Raw genomic sequence first — 18,160 nt, 5'->3', positions numbered from 1 at the left:
ATCGAGCCTGGCTGTTTCAAGGCCGTGGCCATCCTCTGCCTGTCTGTCTGCGGCAAAGGGTCCCGCCTTCGCGTGTCGACGCTGACGCCGGCCGTCCGGAGGGTTAAACTGCCCGGCTTCATTCAGGAGTTCCCATGAGTTACTACCAGCCCGGCATCCTCGCTGCACCCGTTCCGTCCCAGGCCCGTCACCTGTTTTTTAGCCTTGAGTCCATCGAGGCCTTGCCCCAGGCCCTCGATCAATTGCTCACGCGGGTCGACGGCGCAACGGCGGTGGCAGGGTTTGGTGCTTCGCTGGTCAAGGCCCTGGGGGCTCGGGTGCAAGGGCTCAAGGCGTTCCCGGCGCTGACCGGGGTCGGTGTCGACAATCCTTCGACCCAGCACGCCCTGTGGGTCTGGTTGCACGGTGACGAGCGCGGCGAACTGCTGCACCGCAGCAATGAGCTTGAGGCCGCACTGGCCCCGGCCTTTCGCCTGGTGCAGATGAGCGAGGCGTTCCGCCACAAGACCGGCCACGACCTCACCGGCTACGAAGACGGCACGGAAAACCCCGAGGACCAGGCCGCTGTGGCCGCTGCACTGGCCACGGGCGATGACGGCCTGCGCGGTGGCAGCTTTGCCGCGATCCAGCAATGGCAGCACGACTTCAAGGGGTTTGCCGCGATGTCGCCCGAAGCGCGTGACCACATCATCGGCCGCCGCCTGAGCGACAACGAAGAGCTGGACGACGCGCCGGAGTATGCCCACGTCAAGCGCACCGCCCAGGAAAGCTTTACCCCGGAAGCCTTCATGGTGCGCCGCTCGATGCCGTGGATCGAAGGCGACAAGGGCGGCCTGATGTTCCTGGCGTTTGGCTGCACCCTGAATGCCTTCGAAGTGCAGCTGCGACGCATGAGCGGCCTGGAAGACGGCATCGTCGATGGCCTGTACCGCATGAGCCGGCCGATCACCGGCGGCTACTACTGGTGCCCGCCGCTGCGGGACGGCCGCCTCGACCTGAGCGCGCTGCAAGCGCCGAAATGAACACCGGGGCCGAGCCGCTGAGGACCGTGCGCTGGGGCATGATCGGTTGCGGCAGTGTTACCGAGCGCAAGAGCGGCCCGGCCTTCTACAAGGCTCCAGGGTCGGCGCTGGTGGCGGTGATGGGGCGCCGGGCCGAGGCGGTGCGCGACTATGCGCAGCGCCACGGCATTGCCCGCTGGTACACCGATGCCCAGGCCCTGATCGACGACCCCGAGGTGGACGCGGTGTACATTGCCACGCCCCCCGACAGTCATTACGCCTACAGCCTGCAAGTGGCCGCCGCCGGCAAGCATTGCTGCGTGGAAAAACCCATGGCCCTGCATGCCGGGCAAAGCCTGGCCATGCAGCAGGCCTTCGAGCAGGCCGGGTTGCATCTGTTCGTCTCCTATTACCGGCGTTCCTTGCCGCGCTTTGCGCAGGTGCGGCAATGGCTGGCGGATGGGCGCATCGGTACGGTCCGGCACTTGCACTGGAGCCTGAGCAAGGCCGCCTCCGAGGCCGACCGCAGCGGCGCGGCCAATTGGCGTACCGACCCGCAAGTGGCCGGCGGCGGCTATTTCGCCGATTTGGCCAGCCATGGCCTGGACCTGTTCCAGTACCTGCTGGGCGATATCGTCGAGGTGGCCGGCTTCAGCACCCGCCAGGCCGGGCTGTATGCCGCCGAGGATGCGGTCAGCGCCAGCTGGCGCTTCGCCTGTGGGGCGCTGGGTAGCGGCGCCTGGAACTTCGTCGCCGACCGCCGGGTGGACCGGGTGGAAATCATCGGCAGCCAGGGGCGCATCACTTTTTCCGTGTTCGACGAGCATCCGCTGCAACTCGAAGCCGAAGAGACCCTGAACCTGTTCATCGACAACCCCGAGCACATCCAGTGGCATCACGTGCAGGGCATGAACGCCCATATCCGCGGCCAGATCCGGCACCCGGCCCTGGCCAGCGAAGCCCTGAAGACCGACCGGCTGATGGACCGGATCCTGCAGCGCGGCTGATCCGTGGGCGCATGCCTTGCGGGCCTGTTCGCCGGCAAGCCGGCTCCTACGGGGAACTGCACGATCTATCTGATTGCTGTAGGAGCTGGCTTGCCAGCGAAGGCGCCCGTCCAGGCGATGCAAGACTCAAGGACCTCTTCGCCGGCAAGCCGGCTCCTACGGGGAACTGCACGATCTATCTGATTGCTGTAGGAGCTGGCTTGCCAGCGAAGGCGCCCGTCCAGGCGATGCAAGACTCAAGGACCTCTTCGCCGGCAAGCCGGCTCCTACGAGGAACTGCACGATCTATCTGATTGCTGTAGGAGCTGGCTCGCCAGCGAAGGCGTCCGTCCAGGCGATGCAAGACTCAAGGGCCTGTTCGCCGGCAGGCCGGCTCCTACGGGGAACTGCACGATCTATCTGATTGCTGTAGGAGCTGGCTCGCCAGCGAAGGCGCCCGTCCAGGCGATGCAAGACTCAAGGGCCTGTTCGCCGGCAAGCCGGCTCCTACGAGGAACTGCACGATCTATCTGATTGCTGCAGGAGCTGGCTCGCCAGCGAAAGCGCCCGTCCAGGCGATGCAAGACTCAAGGGCCTGTTCGCCGGCAAGCCGGCTCCTACGGGGGCGGGCGGCTGGTCGCTCAGAAGGTCTTGGTGACGCTGGCCACCCAGGTCGCTCCGCACAGGTCGCTGAAGCCGTAGTTGCTGGTGCACTGGCTGCGGGACAGGTCGGTGTCGATGTAGCTCAGGCCCAGTTCCAGCCCGGCCAGTTCCCGGGTCAGTTTGGCTTGCCATTCGTGGTAGCTGTCCTCGCCCTGGCCCGAGGCACGGATCAGCCGCGGGTCCTTGAAGTCCATCTGGCCGTAGCGCAGTTGCAGCCCCAGTTCCAGGGGCAGTCGGGTCTCGTAGCCGAGGTAGCGGTACAGGGTGCTCTGCTGGCTGTCGAGGCCGGGGGCATCGTCGGAGTAATAGGCTGCCAGCTTGACCCCGTAGACGCTGAGGATGCCGTACACCTCGCTCTGGTTGAACTGGGCTTCCCGGGGGTAGCTGTACTTCAGGTAGCCCAGGTCCAGGCTGATGTCTGCGCTGGCCTGCCACAGCCAGCCGCCGTAGTAGTCGACTTCCTGGCGGGTCTTCAGGCCACCGCCGAAATCGACGTTGGAGCTCCAGGTGCCCAGGTACAGGCCGCTGCTGTGCAGCAGGGTCACGGCAGCCTGGGCCGCGGGGTCGTTCTGGGTCTGGGAGATGCCGCGGGTGCGGTAGTCGCTGGCCAGGGTCAGCTCCAGTTCCACGGCCAGGTCGTCGGTCAGGGGCAGGGCGTGGCCGGCCTGCGGCAGCAGGCACACGGCGCCCAGGGTGAGCAGGGTGAGGGTCTTCATGGGTATCCCGTTGTTGTGATTGTTATGGGGGAGCGGGCAAGGCGGCGCCGTACCCCGGCGTCACCAGGGCGCGGGGCAGGCGGTGCAACGGTGGCGCGGGGTCAGAGCGGGCGGCTGTAGATCTCGCGGCCGGCGAACCAGGTCTGCAGCACCTGGGTTTCATGCAGGGCCTTTTCATCGACAGCGAACACGTCGCGATCGACGACGATGAAGTCGGCCTGCTTGCCGGCTGTCAGCGAGCCGATCTGCTGCTCCAGGCCAAGGGTGCGCGCGGCATTCAGGGTGTAGGCGTAGAACAGGGTTTCGCGGTCCAGGCTTTCATCGGCGTTGAGCACCCCCATCGGGCCCTGGCGGGTGATGGCCTGGGCCATGGCGTTCCATGGGTTGGGCGAGGACACCGGCCAGTCGCTGGCGCCGGCGAGGGTCGCGCCCTGCTTGAGCAGCGAGTGCGCCGGGTACTGGTAGCGGAACGCCAGGGCACTGACGTAGGGCTTGATCATGTCGGTGGTGTAGTCGTCGGCCGAGGCCCACAGCAGTTGCATCGAGGCGATCACGTTGAGCGGCTTGAACCGGGCGAACTCCTTGGGGTTGACCATCTGCAGGTGGGTGATGGAGTGGGTGATGCCGCTCTGGCGGTCCTTGCGTGCCTGCTCGATGCCGTTCAGGGACTCACGCACCGCGCGGTCGCCGATGGCATGGATGTGCACCAGCCAGCCGCGCTGGTCGATGGCGCTGACCAGCTCGCCGAAGTGCGCCGGGTCGATCAGCAGTTCGCCGGGTTTGTGGGAGTTCTTGTAGGGTTCGAGCATCGCTGCGCTCTGGGCCGGGTACTCGATCACCCCGTCGGCGAAGATCTTGATCCCTGGCAGCGTCAGGTTGGGGATGCCCTGGAATTGCTGGCGCACCTTGTCCAGGGTGTCGAGGTCGGCCGGTACGCTTTTCGGGTTGGCCACCAGCAGCGCGGCGACGTGGGCGGTCAGGCCGCCGCTTTGCGCCAGGGCCTTGTAGGCGGGGAGCATGCCCACGGTCTTTTCGGTGGGCTTGAGGGCGAACAGCGCTTCGCCGGGGGCGGCGTTGGCGGCCGGGTCCATCCAGGCGGTGATGCCCAGGCTGTTGTTGTAGTGCAGGGCCGATTGCGCCGCTCGCAGCAGGGTCGCGGCGTCGGCCACCGGCATCTGCGCCGCGACCCGGTCCCAGCCGGCGTCCACCAGGAATCCGTTGGGGCGGCCGTCCGCCAGGCTGCCGATGGTGCCGCGCTCGGCCTCGGGCAGGCGCTTGAGCAGGGCGGCGTCGATGCCGGCGCGTTGCAGCATGACGTCATTGGCCCAGGCGGTGTGGTGGTCGCTGCCGGTGAACACCACCGCTACCTTGGCCCACTCACCGCGGTTGAAACGCTGGCCCAGGGCTTCGGCCTGGGCCCAGTAGGCCGAACTGATGCCGGCGATGTTCAGCACATCGCCGTGCCGGGCGGTGCCGTCGTCACGCCAGGTGCGCAGGCGCTGCTCCAGCTCGTCGAGCTTGAGCACTTCGTCCTGCAGATTGGCGGAGGTCATTTCCAGGCCGCCGAAGATCGCGTGGGAGTGGGTGTCGATCAGGCCCGGCATCAGGGTCTTGCCCTGCAGATCGATGACCCGGGTGCCCTTGTCGATCAGCGCCTTGATCTGTGCATCGCTGCCCACCTGCAAGACCTTGCCGTTCTCCACCGCCAGGGCCTGGACCTTGGGCTGGGCGCGGTCGGCGGTGAAGATCTGGCCATTGAGCAGGACCAGGTCGGTGGCGGCCATGGCTTCCATCGAGGCAAAACCCATGGCGACCAGCAGCAGCTTGGGGATGAATCTTTTCATCGAGCATTTCCTTATTATTCTGGGTGATCGGCAGATTAGGGGCTGATCACGCTCAGCAGAACGCCTCGCCGGCGAAAAACATTTTTGCCTGAATGGAAAAACCATGGACAAGTTGAGTGCCTTGAAGATGTTCGTGGTCACCGCGCAACTGGGCAGTTTCAGCCGGGCTGCCGAGCAATTGGGCAAGACCCCCTCGGCCCTGACCAAGGCGGTCAACCACCTGGAGGCCGACCTCGGCGCGCGCTTGTTCGAGCGCAGCACCCGGCGCATCGTGCTCACCGAGGTCGGCCGGCTCTACCTGGAAACCGCGCGCCAGGTGCTGCAGCGGCTGGAGGAGGTGGGCGAGGAGGTCGAGCAGTTGCAGCATGGCCTGCGGGGCAATCTCAAGGTCACCGCGCCCCTGGCCTACGGCCAGGCGTTTCTCGATCAGGTCTGTGGCGGTTTTCTGCAGCAGTACCCGCAGATCAACCTGCAGGTGGACCTGTGCGACGAGTTCGTCAACCTGTTGGAAAGCGGCTACGACCTGGCCCTGCGCGAAGGCCATGACGACTTGCCGGGGCTGATCGCCCGGGTGGTCGGGCGCAATTGCCTGGCCCTGTGTGCCAGCCCCGTCTACCTGGCCCGCAAGGGCCTGGCGGTGACCCCGCAGACCCTCGACCAGCATGAATGGCTGCTCTATCGCCACCCCTTGCTCAGTCGCGAGTTCTGGTGGGTCGAGCGCGACGGCCAGCGCCTGAGCCTGGCGCAACCCCTGGCACCGCGGTTGCGCAGCGACAACTACGACCTGCTGCTGGCCAATGCCCTGGCCGGGGTCGGGCTGTTGCACACCCCGCTGTGGAGCGCTGCGCCCTACCTGGCCGACGGGCGCCTGGTGCGCTTGATGGCGGACTACGCCATCGACCCGGATTCCTTCGGCCCGCACATCCTCGCGGTCTACCCCAGCCACCGCCGGGCGACGGCCAAGGTGCAGGCGTTCATCGACTATGTGGAAGGTTTTCTGGCCAGCCGCGGGCTGGACTGATTGGCGGTTCTTGTCAGATAAATCCGAGAGGAGTACAAATGTACTCCATGACGACTTTATCTCCCCGCCGCAGTGCCATCCTGACGTTTATCCGCGAACGCATCGCCGATCATGGTCAGCCCCCAAGCCTCGCTGAAATCAGCGAGGCTTTCGGTTTCGCCTCCCGCAGCGTGGCGCGCAAGCACGTGCTGGCGCTGACCGAGGCCGGGTTTATCGAGGTCAACCCGAACCAGGCCCGGGGCATCCGCCTGGTGCATCAGGGCCGGCGCCCCGAACTGCTGGAGATCCCGGTGCTGGGGCGGGTGGCCGCCGGTGCGCCGATCGATGCCGATGCCCAGGTGCACAGCCGCTTGATGCTCGACGCCGGGCTGTTTTCCCGCACCCCGGACTACCTGTTGCGGGTGCAGGGCGACTCGATGATCGGCGACGGCATTCTCGATGGCGACCTGGTGGCGGTGCGCCGCAGCAGCGAGGTGCGCAACGGCCAGATCGTGGTGGCCCGGCTGGACGGTGAGGTCACCATCAAGCGTTTTGAGCGCAGTGGCGAGCAGGTGCGCCTGCTGCCGCGCAACCCGGCGTATGAACCGATCCTGGTGGAGGCCGATCGTGAGCTGGCCATCGAAGGGGTGTTCTGTGGCCTGGTGAGGCAAGGCTGATGGGCGCCGTGGTTGCCCTGGACTCGCTGTTCAATGCCGGCCGGGTGTGGAAGGGCCGGCCGGCTGCGCCCAGCGTCAGCCCGCAGCCCACGGGCCATGCGGCGCTGGATGCGGCCTTGCCCAGTGGCGGTTGGCCGGAAGCGGCCCTGAGCGAGATCCTCATCGCCGCCGAGGGCGTGGGCGAGTTGCAACTGTTATGGCCGACCCTGGCGCGGCTGGCGGCGGCGGGCGAGCGCATCGTGCTGGTGGCGCCACCCTACGTGCCCTATCCCCAGGCCTGGCAGAACGCCGGGGTGGATGTGCGCCAGTTGTCGCTGATCCGGGCGGCCGACCGCGATGCCCTGTGGGCGGCCGAGCAGTGCCTGCGCTCGGGCAGTTGCGGCGCGGTGCTGTGCTGGCCGCAACAGGCCGATGACCGGGCCTTGCGGCGCTTGCAGGTGGCAGCCGAGACCGGCCAGACCCTGGCCTTCGCCTATCGCTCGCAGGCCGAGGCCGTCAACCCGTCGCCGGCGGCCCTGCGGATCGCGGTGGATGCCCGGCCGGCGCAGTTGCGGGTGCTCAAGTGCCGGGGCGGGCTGGCCCATTCGGCACCGATTGCTTTCAGCCCGGGGCATTGAGGTTGCCATGCGCTGGGTCTGTATCCTGTTCCCGCAATTGGCGCTGGACGCGGCGCTGCGCCAGCGCGCCGAACCCGAGGCGCCCCTGGCGCTGCTCAGCGGTACCCCGCAGCGGCGGGTGATCCAGGCGGTGAATGAGGCCGCCCGGCAACTGGGCCTGCGCCCCGGGCAGTCGCTGACCGCCGCCCAGGCCCTGACCAAGGCCTTTGCCAGCGCCGAATACGACCCGCAGCAGATCGAGCACTGGCAGCAGTTCCTGGCGGCCTGGGCCTATTCCTTCAGTTCCCAGGTCAGCGTTGCCTACCCGCGCACTTTGGTGCTGGAGATCGAATCGAGCCTGGGGCTGTTCGGCCCCTGGCCGCAGCTGGAGGCGCGCCTGCGCCGGGAACTTGTGGCCCTGGGCTTTCGTCACCGGATTGTCGCCGCGCCCAACCCGGCGGCGGCCCGGGCCCTGGCCAATGCCTACGACGGGCTGGCGGTGGCCGATCAGGCAAGCTTGCGCCAGGCCCTGGGGCCGATGCCCATCGAGCGCCTGGGGCTGGTGCCGGAGCAGGCCACGGCCTTGTCGCGCATGGGCCTGCGCACCTTCGAGCAATTGCGCGCCTTGCCCCGGCCAAGCCTGGCCCGGCGTTTTGATGGCGGCTTGCTCAAACACCTCGATACCTTGCTCGGGGAACGCCCGCTGGGGTTGGCCTTCTACCAGCCGCCGGACCGTTTCGACCTGCGCATCGAACTGAATTTCGATGTGCTGTCGCACCAGGCGCTGCTGTTTCCCCTGCGCCGGTTGACGGCCGACCTGGCGGCCTTTCTCTGCGGCCGCGACAGCGGGGTGCAGCGCTTTGCCCTGCACCTGGAACATGCCGAGGGCGCCGACACCCTGATCCCGGTGGGCCTGCTCAGCGCCGAGCGCGACCCGGCGCTGCTCTTCGAACTGGCTCGCGGGCGCCTGGAGCAGATCCAGGTGCCGGCGCCGGTGCGCAACCTGCGGCTGGTGGCCGAGGACCTGCCCTTGTTCGTGCCCCAGCACACCGAGCTGTTCGACGAGCGCCCACAGCAGAACCTGCCCTGGGAGCAGTTGCGCGAGCGCCTGCGGGCGCGCTTGGGGGATGAGGCGGTGCAGGGCCTTGGGCACCGCGCCGATCATCGTCCCGAATGCAGCTGGCAGGCCCTGAGCGACCCGCGGCCATGCCCGGCCAACCCCGGGCTGCGCCGCCCCGGTTGGCTGTTCAGCGAGCCCCAGGCCTTGAGCGAGGGCACGGTGCGCATCCTCATGGGCCCGGAACGCGTCGAGTCCGGCTGGTGGGACGGGGGTGACGTGCGCCGCGACTACTACCTGGTGCAAACCCGCAGCGGCCAGCAGGGCTGGGCCTATCGCTGCGTCGGCGAACCCGGGCCGCTGCTGCTGCAAGGCTGGTTCGCATGAGCGGCTACGCCGAGCTGCATTGCCTGTCCAATTTCAGTTTCCAGCGCGGCGCCTCCAGTGCCGCGGAGCTGTTTCAGCGCGCCAAGGCCCTGGGCTACCAGGCCCTGGCGATCACCGATGAATGCACCCTGGCGGGCATCGTGCGGGCCTGGCAGGCGGCCGACGAGGCGGGCCTGAAGCTGATCGTCGGCAGTGAAATGCAGGTCGAGGACGGCCCGCGTCTGGTGCTGCTGGTAGAAGACCTCGCGGGCTACCAGGGCCTGTGCCGGCTGATCACCCGGGCCCGGCGCCGGGCCGAGAAGGGTTGCTACCGGTTGCTGCGCGAAGACTTCGCTGAACCCTTGCCGGGGCTCCTGGCCCTGTGGCTGACGGACGGCGCCGGGCCGCCGGAGCAGGGGCACTGGCTGCAGCGGCTATTCCCCGGGCGGCTGTGGCTGGCGGTGGAGTTGCACTGCGGCCAGGACGACACCCGGCGCCTGCAGGAGCTGTTGGCCCTGGCCCGGCAACTGGCGCTGCCGGCCCTGGCCTGTGGCGATGTGCACATGCATGTGCGCGGACGCCGGGCGCTGCAGGACACCATGACCGCGATCCGTCATCACCTGCCGGTGGCCGAGGCCGGCCAGCGCCTGTTCGCCAATGGCGAGCGTCATCTGCGAGGGCTGTCGGTGCTGCAAGGCCTGTACCCCCAGGCCCTGCTCGACGAATCGCTGCGGGTCGCCGAGCGCTGCCATTTCGACCTCGGCCAACTGCGTTATGAATACCCCCGGGAGCTGGTGCCCGACGGCCACGACGCCAAGTCCTGGCTGCGGGTCCTGACCCGGCGCGGGATCCTCCGGCGCTGGCCCGGCGGGGCCCGGGCCGAGGTGCTGAAGCAGATCGAAACAGAACTCGAACTGATCAGCGAACTGGGCTACGAGAGCTATTTCCTCACCGTGCACGACATCGTCGACTTCGCCCGGCGCCAGGCCATTCTCTGCCAGGGCCGGGGCTCGGCGGCCAACTCGGTGGTGTGCTTCGCCCTGGGCATCACCGAGATCGACCCGGACCGTTCGACCCTGCTGTTCGAGCGCTTTCTGTCCCGGGAGCGCAACGAGCCGCCGGACATCGACGTCGACTTCGAGCATGAGCGCCGCGAGGAGGTGCTGCAGTACGTGTTCCAGCGCTACGGCCGGCACCGCGCGGCGCTGACCGCGGTGGTCAGCAGCTACCACGGCGCCGGCGCAGTACGCGACGTGGCCAAGGCCCTGGGCCTGCCCCCGGACCAGGTCAATGCCCTGGCCGACTGCTGCGGCCACTGGAGCGATACGCCGCCCAGCGTCGAACGTTTGCAGGAGGCCGGCTTCGACCCCGAGAGCCCGGTGCTGCGCCGGGTGCTGAGCCTGACCGGGCAGTTGATCGGCTTTCCCCGGCACCTGTCCCAGCACCCTGGCGGCTTCGTGATTTCCCAGCAGCCCCTGGACAGCCTGGTGCCGGTGGAGAACGCCAGCATGGCCGAGCGCACGGTGATCCAGTGGGACAAGGACGACCTGGACCGGGTCGGCCTGCTCAAGGTCGACATCCTGGCCTTGGGCATGCTCAGCGCCATCCGCCGCTGCTTCGACCTGATCCACGGTTATCGCCAGCAGCGCTACAGCCTGGCGAGCATTCCTCCCGAGGACGCCGCGACCTACGAAATGATCGGCCGCGCCGACACCATCGGGGTGTTCCAGATCGAGTCCCGGGCGCAGATGTCGATGCTGCCCAGGCTCAAGCCCAAGAACTTCTACGACCTGGTGATCGAGGTGGCCATCGTGCGCCCGGGGCCGATCCAGGGCGGCATGGTTCATCCCTACCTGCGCCGGCGCAAGAACGAGGAAGCGGTGACCTACCCTTCGCCGGAGCTGGAGGTGGTGCTCCAGCGCACCCTGGGGGTGCCGCTGTTCCAGGAGCAAGTGATGCAGATCGCCATTGTCGCCGCCGACTACACCCCGGGCGAGGCCGACCAGTTGCGCCGTTCCATGGCCGCCTGGAAGCGTCACGGCGGCCTGGAACCGCACCGCGAACGGCTGCGCCAGGGCATGCGCAGGAACGGCTACAGCGATGCGTTCGCGGCGCAGATCTTCGAGCAGATCAAGGGCTTTGGCAGCTACGGCTTTCCCGAGTCCCACGCCGCCAGCTTCGCCTTGCTGACCTACGCCAGTTGCTGGCTCAAATGCCATGAGCCGGCGGCCTTCGCCTGTGCCCTGATCAACAGCTGGCCGATGGGCTTCTACAGCCCGGACCAGATCCTCCAGGACGCCCGGCGCCACGGTTTGCAGATCCGGCCGGTGGATGTGGGGGCGAGCCACTGGGATTGCAGCCTGGAACCGATCCAGGGCCAGTCCAGAGGGGCTGAAAAGCTTGCGAGTGAAGGCCGGGCCGGGCCGGAACAGGCGAGGGCGCAGGCTGTGAATGAGCCTGGCGAACCTGCTTGCAACGCAAGATGGCCGAACGCGACAGTCACCGCTTCTGGCCAGCCGGCCCTGCGCCTGGGCCTGCGGATGATCAAGGGCTTTCGCCAGGAAGATGCCCGGCGCATCGAGGACGCCCGGCAGCAGCGGGCCTTTGTCGACATCGCCGACCTCGGGCGCCGGGCCCGGCTGGATGACCGCGCCCAGGAACTGCTGGCCGATGCCGGGGCCTTGCGCGGCCTGGCCGGGGATCGCTTCCGGGCCCGCTGGGAAGTGGCCGGGGTCGAGCAACAGCTGGGGCTGTTCGCGGCCCTGCCGAGCCGGGAAGAGGGCGCGGTGAGCCTGCCCCGGCCCAGCGTCGGCGAAGACCTGCAGGCCGATTACCACAGCCTCGGCACCACCCTGGGGCCGCACCCGCTGGCGTTGCTGCGGGCCCAGCTCAAGGCCCAGCGTTGCCGCAGCTCCCGGGAGCTGCAGGAGGTCGAGCATGGGCGGCCAGTGAGCGTCGCCGGGCTGGTCACCGGCCGCCAGCGTCCGGGCACCGCCAGTGGGGTGACCTTCGTCACCCTCGAAGACGAGTTCGGCAACGTCAATGTGGTGGTCTGGCGCGACTTGGCCGAGCGCCAGCGCCGGGTACTGGTGGGCTCGCAGCTGCTGCGGGTCGACGGCATCCTGGAAACCGAGGGCGAGGTGCGGCACCTGATCGCCGGACGCCTGAGGGACCTGAGCCCGTTGCTGGACGGCATCAGCGTGCGCAGCCGGGATTTTCGCTGACGGATCAGGCACTTGCCAGCGGGTGGCGTAAACCGGGTGCCTGCCCTGGGATTTGAAAGACGCCAATGGACTGACGTCAAAGATTTTTATTCCTTTTCGCGATGATAGCGTTTTGTCATACTCGCCGCCGACGGCGCCCCCTGCGTCAGCTTGCCAAGCCCTGTGATCTTTCCCGCGGCCCTTTGCCAGAGGCGCCGGGGAGGGTTTATGCCAGGTGCCAAAGTCGTTATTGATCAATCAAGAGGGAACGCAGAGTGAGAGTAATCTCGAAGTGGGTACTGTCGGGCGCAGCCGTGGCGGTGCTGGCAGGAGTCAGCGGTTGTGCCACGGAAAGCTCCCGTGCGCTGCCGGTGGAAAAGGTTCAGAGTGCCAGCCAGGCCTGGACCGGGGCCCGGGTGCCGATGGCCGTGGGCAAGTTCGACAATCGTTCCAGCTACATGCGCGGGATCTTCTCCGACGGCGTCGACCGCCTCGGTGGCCAGGCCAAGACCATCCTCATTACCCACCTGCAGCAGACCAACCGCTTCAGCGTGCTGGACCGCGACAACATGGGCGAGATCCAGCAGGAGGCGGCCATCAAGGGCCAGGCGCAGAAACTCAAGGGCGCGGATTTCGTGGTGACCGGCGACGTGACCGAGTTCGGCCGCAAGGAAACCGGCGACCGCCAGTTGTTCGGCATCCTCGGCCGTGGCAAGACCCAGGTGGCCTACGCCAAGGTCGCGTTGAACATCGTCAACATCAGCACCTCGGAAGTGGTGTATTCCACTCAGGGCGCCGGTGAGTACGCCCTGTCCAACCGGGAAGTGGTCGGCTTCGGCGGCACTGCCTCCTACGATTCGACCCTCAACGGCAAGGTCCTCGATCTGGCCATGCGCGAGGCGGTCAACCGCATGGTCGAGGCCATCGATGCCGGCGCCTGGAAACCGAGCCGCTGATAAACACTGCTGACAGGGAGAAGTGCAAGCATGTTCAAGACAATGATGGCACGACCATTGAGGGTCGCCGCCTTGCTGGGCAGCGTAGGGCTGGCCGGTTGCAGCAGTCCGCAGACGCTGTATCAGTGGGAGACCTACCAGGCCCAGACCTATGAGTACTTCAAGGGCGAGGAAGCCAAAGAAGCTCAAGTCGAGGCGCTGGAGCGCGACCTGCAGAAGATCAAGTCCACCGGCAAGGCGGTGCCGCCGGGTTACCACGCGCACCTGGGCATGCTCTATGCGGGCCTGGGCAAGGATGACCAGATGGTGCAGCAGTTCCGTACTGAAAAGGCGCTGTTCCCCGAGTCCGCGTCCTACATGGACTTCCTGCTGAAAAACGCCAAGAAGGGAGGCGCCCAATGAGCCTCAACGCCCTGCGCAATGTGCTGGCTCTGTTGTCGGTGAGCCTGCTGGTGGGCTGCGCCGCCCCCAAGACCGTGGACTACTCGGCCTACAAGCAGGCCCGTCCGAAGTCGATCCTGGTGCTGCCGCCGCTCAATGAGTCGCCCGACGTCAAGGCCACCTACAGCATGCTGTCCCAGGTGACCTTGCCCCTGGCCGAGGCCGGTTACTACGTGATGCCGATCGCGGTGGTCGATGAGACCTTCCGCCACAACGGCGTGACCAACCCGGCGGACATCCACGGCCTGTCGCCGGCCAAGCTCAACGAGATCTTCGGCGCCGATGCCGGCCTGTACATCACCGTCAAGGAATACGGCACCAGCTACATGCTGATCAGCAGTGAGACGGTGGTCACCGCCAGTGCCACCCTGGTGGACCTGAAGACCGGCACCACGCTATGGACCGGCAGTGCCCGGGCATCCAGCGAGGAGGGCAACAACGGCAACAACGGCGGCCTGGTGGGCATGCTGATCACCGCGGCGGTGAAGCAGATCATCAACACCGCCACCGATGCTGGCCACCCGATTGCCGGCATCGCCAGCCAGCGGCTGTTGTCGGCAGGGCGGCCTACCGGTTTGCTGTACGGTCCCCGCTCGCCGAAATACGGCACCGACTGAAACCTCAGGGTGGGCAATCCACCCTTTGCCAGGTGGCGCCTGCGGGCGTCCACCTGGGCCGGCCGGTATCGCCTGAGCTGTCTTTTCAGTTCGCTCAGGCACGGCCCCTGTCACCGATCAGGCGTCAGTGTGCTACGGCGCAGCCCCTTCTTAGCGGCTGCCATCACCGGCGCCGCCCGCCTGCCGAGCAGTCCCACACCTTGGGCGTGCGAGCAGCATTGCTGGCCGAGGGCGTAACGGCATCAATGTGAAGCAGCGCATAAAAACCGACAGTCGTTGACGACAAGTGGCGGCCAAGCTTCTACGCTGCACCAAGTTGAATGAACTTGTACTGTTTTCCCAGTGACCAAGGGCAGGGCATTGACCGCCTGAACCCACCCCGATACAGCCTGTCTTGCGCGGTTTACCGATCAACCCTTTTTGGATGCTCCGCCGTGATCTCCACCCTTGAACTGCGCCGAATCATTGAAACCAGCTTTCTACCCCTGCAATGCCAGTGCACCGTCGGTCACGGCGGCGGCATGACCGTGCGGATCTGCGACCCGGCCAGCGGCCGCGTCGATCTGCTGGTGACGGGCATCAACACCCGTACCCTGACCAGCTCCCGGGCCCTCTCGGAGCTGATTGCCGAACTGCGCTACGACCTCAAGCACACCGGCCTGGCGGCGGAACAGGCGGGCCGCAGGTAGCCGGCTCCAGCAGCTGGCGCACCGGGCGCCGCGCGCGGCGTCCCTGGCGGCAAGCCTGTTGCAGATGGAACCTTGCCTGAGCTGCGAGGTTCGAAAACCTGGCGTGAAAACCGCTGCGTCGTTCACCGCCGGGTTGCCCTCGGGGCGGCGGATTGTGTGATGATCGGCGGCCGGCGCTTGCCCATCGATGGATCTCGATGCCGGATTTTCAACGCCCAGGCTTTCGACATAAGGCAGGTCCATGACTTCTACGCGCAATGCCCCAGGTGCTTCCCCGGCGAGTACGCCTTCCTCCGCTCACGGCGGTTTTGTCCGGGTGCGCGGCGCCCGCGAGCACAACCTGAAGAATGTCGACGTGGACATTCCCCGGGACGCGCTGGTGGTGTTCACCGGGGTCTCCGGCTCGGGCAAGTCGTCCCTGGCGTTCTCGACCCTGTATGCCGAGGCGCAGCGCCGCTATTTCGAATCGGTGGCGCCCTACGCCCGGCGCCTGATCGATCAGGTCGGGGTGCCGGATGTCGACCGGATCGATGGCCTGCCGCCGGCGGTGGCCCTGCAACAGCAGCGCGGCACCCCCAGCACCCGCTCCTCGGTGGGCAGCGTGACCACCTTGTCGAGCCTGGTGCGCATGCTCTATTCCCGGGCCGGCAGCTACCCGCCGGGGCAGCCGATGCTGTATGCCGAGGACTTCTCGCCGAACACCCCCCAGGGCGCCTGCCCGGAGTGCCATGGCCTGGGCCGGGTGTATGAGGTCGACGAGGCAAGCATGGTCCCCGACCCTTCGCTGACCCTCCGCCAGCGCGCCGTGGCTTCCTGGCCCCTGGCCTGGCAGGGGCAGAACCTGCGGGACATCCTGGTGACCCTGGGCTACGACGTGGACATCCCCTGGCGCGAGCTGCCGAAGAAGCAGCGCGACTGGATCCTCTTCACCGAGGAAACCCCCACGGTGCCGGTGTACGCCGGGCTGACCCCGGAACAGACCCGCGAAGCCCTCAAGCGCCAGCAGGAGCCCAGCTACATGGGCACCTTCAGCGGTGCTCGGCGCTATGTCCTGCACACCTTCACCCACACCCAGAGCGCGCTGATGAAAAAGCGTGTGTCGCAGTTCATGCGCGGCAGCCCGTGCCCGCTGTGCGAGGGCAAGCGCCTCAAGCGCGAGGCCCTGGCGGTGACCTTTGCCGGGCTGGATATCGGCGAGCTGGCGCGCCTGCCGCTGATGCAACTGGCCGAGGTATTGCGGCCGGTTGCCGCGGCGGATTACCTGGCGCAGGCCGCCGCCGATGATCCGGTCTTGAGCCCTGCGCAGACCCGCGCCGCGCGCCAGCAGCGTCATGCCCAGGGGGCAGCGGCGCATCGCGGCGCAGCGGATGTGCGCCACACGCCGAACCTGTCCCTGGAGAAACGCCTGGCGGCACAACGCATCGCTCAGGACCTGCTGGAGCGGGTCGCTACCCTGACCGACCTGGGGCTGGGCTACCTGGCCCTGGAGCGCAGCACCCCGACCCTGTCTTCCGGCGAATTGCAGCGCCTGCGCCTGGCGACCCAGTTGGGGTCGCAGCTGTTCGGGGTGATCTATGTGCTGGACGAGCCCTCGGCCGGCCTGCACCCGGCGGATGCCGAAGCCTTGTTCGAGGCCCTGCAGCGGCTCAAGGCCGCCGGCAATTCGCTGTTTGTGGTGGAGCACGATGTGCAGACCATGCGCCGCGCCGACTGGCTGGTGGACGTCGGCCCGGCCGCGGGGGAGCGTGGCGGCCAGGTGCTGTACAGCGGGCCGCCGGCGGGGCTGGCACAGGTTGCCGCGTCCCAGACCCGGGCCTACCTGTTCGCCGAGCAGGCCCCGGCCCGCCGCAGCCCCCGCGAGCCCCAGGGCTGGCTGCGCCTGGAAGGCGTCAGCCGCAACAACCTCAAGCAACTGGAGGTCGAGTTTCCCCTGGGCTGCTTCACCGCGGTGACCGGGGTCTCCGGTTCCGGCAAGTCGAGCCTGGTCAGCCAGGCCCTGCTGGAGCTGGTGGGAAGCCATCTGGGCAAGCCCGCAGACAGTGGCGAAAGCCCCGAACTGGACCTGGAAGACGAGGCTCCGGTCAGCAGTGGTGGCCGGATCACCGCTGGGATGGAGCAGATCAAGCGCCTGGTGCAGGTGGACCAGAAACCCATTGGCCGTACGCCGCGCTCCAACCTGGCGACCTACACCGGGCTGTTCGATCAGGTGCGCAAGCTGTTCGCCGCCACCCCCGAGGCCCGGGAGCGCGGTTTCGATGCCGGGCAGTTTTCCTTCAACGTCGCCAAGGGCCGCTGCCCGGCCTGCGAAGGCGAAGGTTTTGTCAGCGTCGAACTGTTGTTCATGCCCAGCGTGTTCGCCCCGTGCCCGACCTGCCATGGCGCGCGCTACAACCCCCAGACCCTGGCCGTGACCTGGCAGGGCCTGAACATCGCCCAGGTGCTGCAACTGAGTGTCGAGCAGGCGTTGCCAGTCTTTGCCGGGCAACCGGGCGTTCACCGTTCCCTGGAAGTGCTGCGCGACATCGGCCTGGATTACCTGCGCCTGGGGCAACCGGCCACCGAGCTGTCCGGTGGTGAGGCGCAGCGCATCAAGCTGGCCACCGAGCTGCAGCGCAACGCCCGGGGCGCCACGTTGTACGTGCTCGACGAGCCCACCACTGGCCTGCACCCCCGGGACGTGGATCGCCTGCTGGAGCAGTTGGACAAGCTGGTGACGGCAGGGCACAGCCTGGTGGTGGTCGAGCACGAGATGCGCGTGGTGGCCCAGGCCGACTGGGTCATCGACATCGGCCCGGGCGCGGGTGATCAGGGCGGCACCCTGGTGGCCTGCGGTCCACCGCAACAGGTGGCGAAGCAGCGCAACAGCCGCACCGCGGCATTCCTCGCCGCGGCCCTGGCAGGGCATTGATCCAGGGCAGGAATTGGCGACGAACGGTTACCGCTGGTCTGATTGGCGGTCGACAGACCCGGGGCGGCGAGGCCATTCTGGTAACCGGCAGGGGCGTGAAGACGCCCTTGCTGCCGATCAACCACGGAGGTGTTCCATGCCGGTGACCCACGACCTTTACCAGGACCTGAGCTGCAGTAAAGAAGACATTCAGCAGCGTCGGGCCAGTGATCCCCACCTGAATGCGCTGTTCGACAAATACACCAGCATCGACGATCAGGTGCTCAAGGCCGAAGCTGCCGCTGCCGCAGACGACGAACTGAAGAAACTCAAGGAAAAACGCCTGCTGATCAAGGATGAAATCGCCGGGAAACTCACCGCCCGTTCCTGACTCTTCCCCCTGTGACAAGGGGGTTTTCTGTGGCGAGGGAGCTTGCTCCCGCTGGGCGGCCTAGCCGCCC

General features: G+C 67.3%; 15 protein-coding genes. 13 read left to right on the top strand and 2 right to left on the bottom strand.

What is annotated here, in order from left to right; genetic code table 11:
- The first annotated feature begins 134 nt into the window (after positions 1–134).
- Complete coding sequence (locus ACZ5BO_RS22125; protein WP_025126736.1) at positions 135–1,022, top strand: Dyp-type peroxidase; 888 nt, start codon at positions 135–137, stop codon at positions 1,020–1,022.
- Between the two features lie 17 nt (positions 1,023–1,039).
- On the top strand, positions 1,040–2,008 hold the full coding sequence (locus tag ACZ5BO_RS22120) for a Gfo/Idh/MocA family protein (RefSeq protein ID WP_464701339.1): 969 nt from the start codon (positions 1,040–1,042) through the stop codon (positions 2,006–2,008).
- Between the two features lie 620 nt (positions 2,009–2,628).
- On the opposite strand, the gene ACZ5BO_RS22115 is transcribed toward ACZ5BO_RS22120, so the two are convergent.
- Together ACZ5BO_RS22115 and ACZ5BO_RS22110 are read right to left on the bottom strand one after the other, a co-directional pair.
- Complete coding sequence (locus ACZ5BO_RS22115) at positions 2,629–3,366, bottom strand: TorF family putative porin (protein WP_025126738.1); 738 nt, start codon at positions 3,364–3,366, stop codon at positions 2,629–2,631.
- A gap of 101 nt (positions 3,367–3,467) precedes the next feature.
- Positions 3,468–5,210 (bottom strand): amidohydrolase, encoded by a 1,743-nt coding sequence (locus tag ACZ5BO_RS22110; protein ID WP_464696474.1) that lies wholly within the window; start codon positions 5,208–5,210, stop codon positions 3,468–3,470.
- Between the two features lie 103 nt (positions 5,211–5,313).
- Here ACZ5BO_RS22110 and ACZ5BO_RS22105 point away from each other — a divergent pair, with 103 nt between their 5' ends.
- The 11 genes from ACZ5BO_RS22105 to ACZ5BO_RS22055 all read left to right on the top strand — a co-directional run bounded on the left by ACZ5BO_RS22105 (position 5,314) and on the right by ACZ5BO_RS22055 (position 18,090).
- The gene (locus ACZ5BO_RS22105; protein WP_025126740.1) at positions 5,314–6,231 is read left to right on the top strand and encodes a LysR family transcriptional regulator; all 918 of its coding nucleotides are present in this window, start codon (positions 5,314–5,316) and stop codon (positions 6,229–6,231) included.
- Positions 6,232–6,269: 38 nt separating this feature from the next.
- The gene (lexA, locus tag ACZ5BO_RS22100) at positions 6,270–6,887 is read left to right on the top strand and encodes a transcriptional repressor LexA (RefSeq protein ID WP_025126741.1); all 618 of its coding nucleotides are present in this window, start codon (positions 6,270–6,272) and stop codon (positions 6,885–6,887) included.
- Positions 6,887–7,504, top strand: a complete 618-nt coding sequence (gene imuA, locus ACZ5BO_RS22095) for a translesion DNA synthesis-associated protein ImuA (RefSeq protein ID WP_025126742.1) — start codon at positions 6,887–6,889, stop codon at positions 7,502–7,504. Before lexA ends, imuA begins: the two co-directional genes overlap by 1 nt.
- A 7-nt stretch (positions 7,505–7,511) precedes the next feature.
- Positions 7,512–8,927: a Y-family DNA polymerase gene (locus ACZ5BO_RS22090; RefSeq protein ID WP_464696473.1), complete on the top strand. Its 1,416-nt coding sequence runs from the start codon at positions 7,512–7,514 to the stop codon at positions 8,925–8,927.
- Complete coding sequence (locus tag ACZ5BO_RS22085) at positions 8,924–12,130, top strand: error-prone DNA polymerase (RefSeq protein ID WP_464696472.1); 3,207 nt, start codon at positions 8,924–8,926, stop codon at positions 12,128–12,130. Before ACZ5BO_RS22090 ends, ACZ5BO_RS22085 begins: the two co-directional genes overlap by 4 nt.
- 254 nt (positions 12,131–12,384) lie before the next feature.
- Positions 12,385–13,065, top strand: coding sequence for a CsgG/HfaB family protein (locus ACZ5BO_RS22080; protein WP_464696471.1), 681 nt, complete (start codon positions 12,385–12,387; stop codon positions 13,063–13,065).
- Positions 13,066–13,095: 30 nt separating this feature from the next.
- Entirely contained in the window at positions 13,096–13,467 is a 372-nt protein-coding gene (locus ACZ5BO_RS22075; protein ID WP_025126746.1) for a DUF4810 domain-containing protein, read from the top strand.
- Positions 13,464–14,123: a DUF799 domain-containing protein gene (locus ACZ5BO_RS22070; protein WP_025126747.1), complete on the top strand. Its 660-nt coding sequence runs from the start codon at positions 13,464–13,466 to the stop codon at positions 14,121–14,123. Before ACZ5BO_RS22075 ends, ACZ5BO_RS22070 begins: the two co-directional genes overlap by 4 nt.
- A 434-nt stretch (positions 14,124–14,557) precedes the next feature.
- Positions 14,558–14,812, top strand: coding sequence for a DUF1652 domain-containing protein (locus tag ACZ5BO_RS22065; protein ID WP_464696470.1), 255 nt, complete (start codon positions 14,558–14,560; stop codon positions 14,810–14,812).
- Positions 14,813–15,053: 241 nt separating this feature from the next.
- Positions 15,054–17,720, top strand: a complete 2,667-nt coding sequence (locus ACZ5BO_RS22060; RefSeq protein ID WP_464696469.1) for an excinuclease ABC subunit UvrA — start codon at positions 15,054–15,056, stop codon at positions 17,718–17,720.
- A gap of 136 nt (positions 17,721–17,856) precedes the next feature.
- Entirely contained in the window at positions 17,857–18,090 is a 234-nt protein-coding gene (locus tag ACZ5BO_RS22055) for a DUF465 domain-containing protein (RefSeq protein WP_025126750.1), read from the top strand.
- The last annotated feature ends 70 nt before the right edge of the window (positions 18,091–18,160 follow it).

The organism is Pseudomonas sp. FFPRI_1 (genome assembly GCF_055384485.1).
This window is presented reverse-complemented; position numbering and strand designations above follow the sequence as displayed.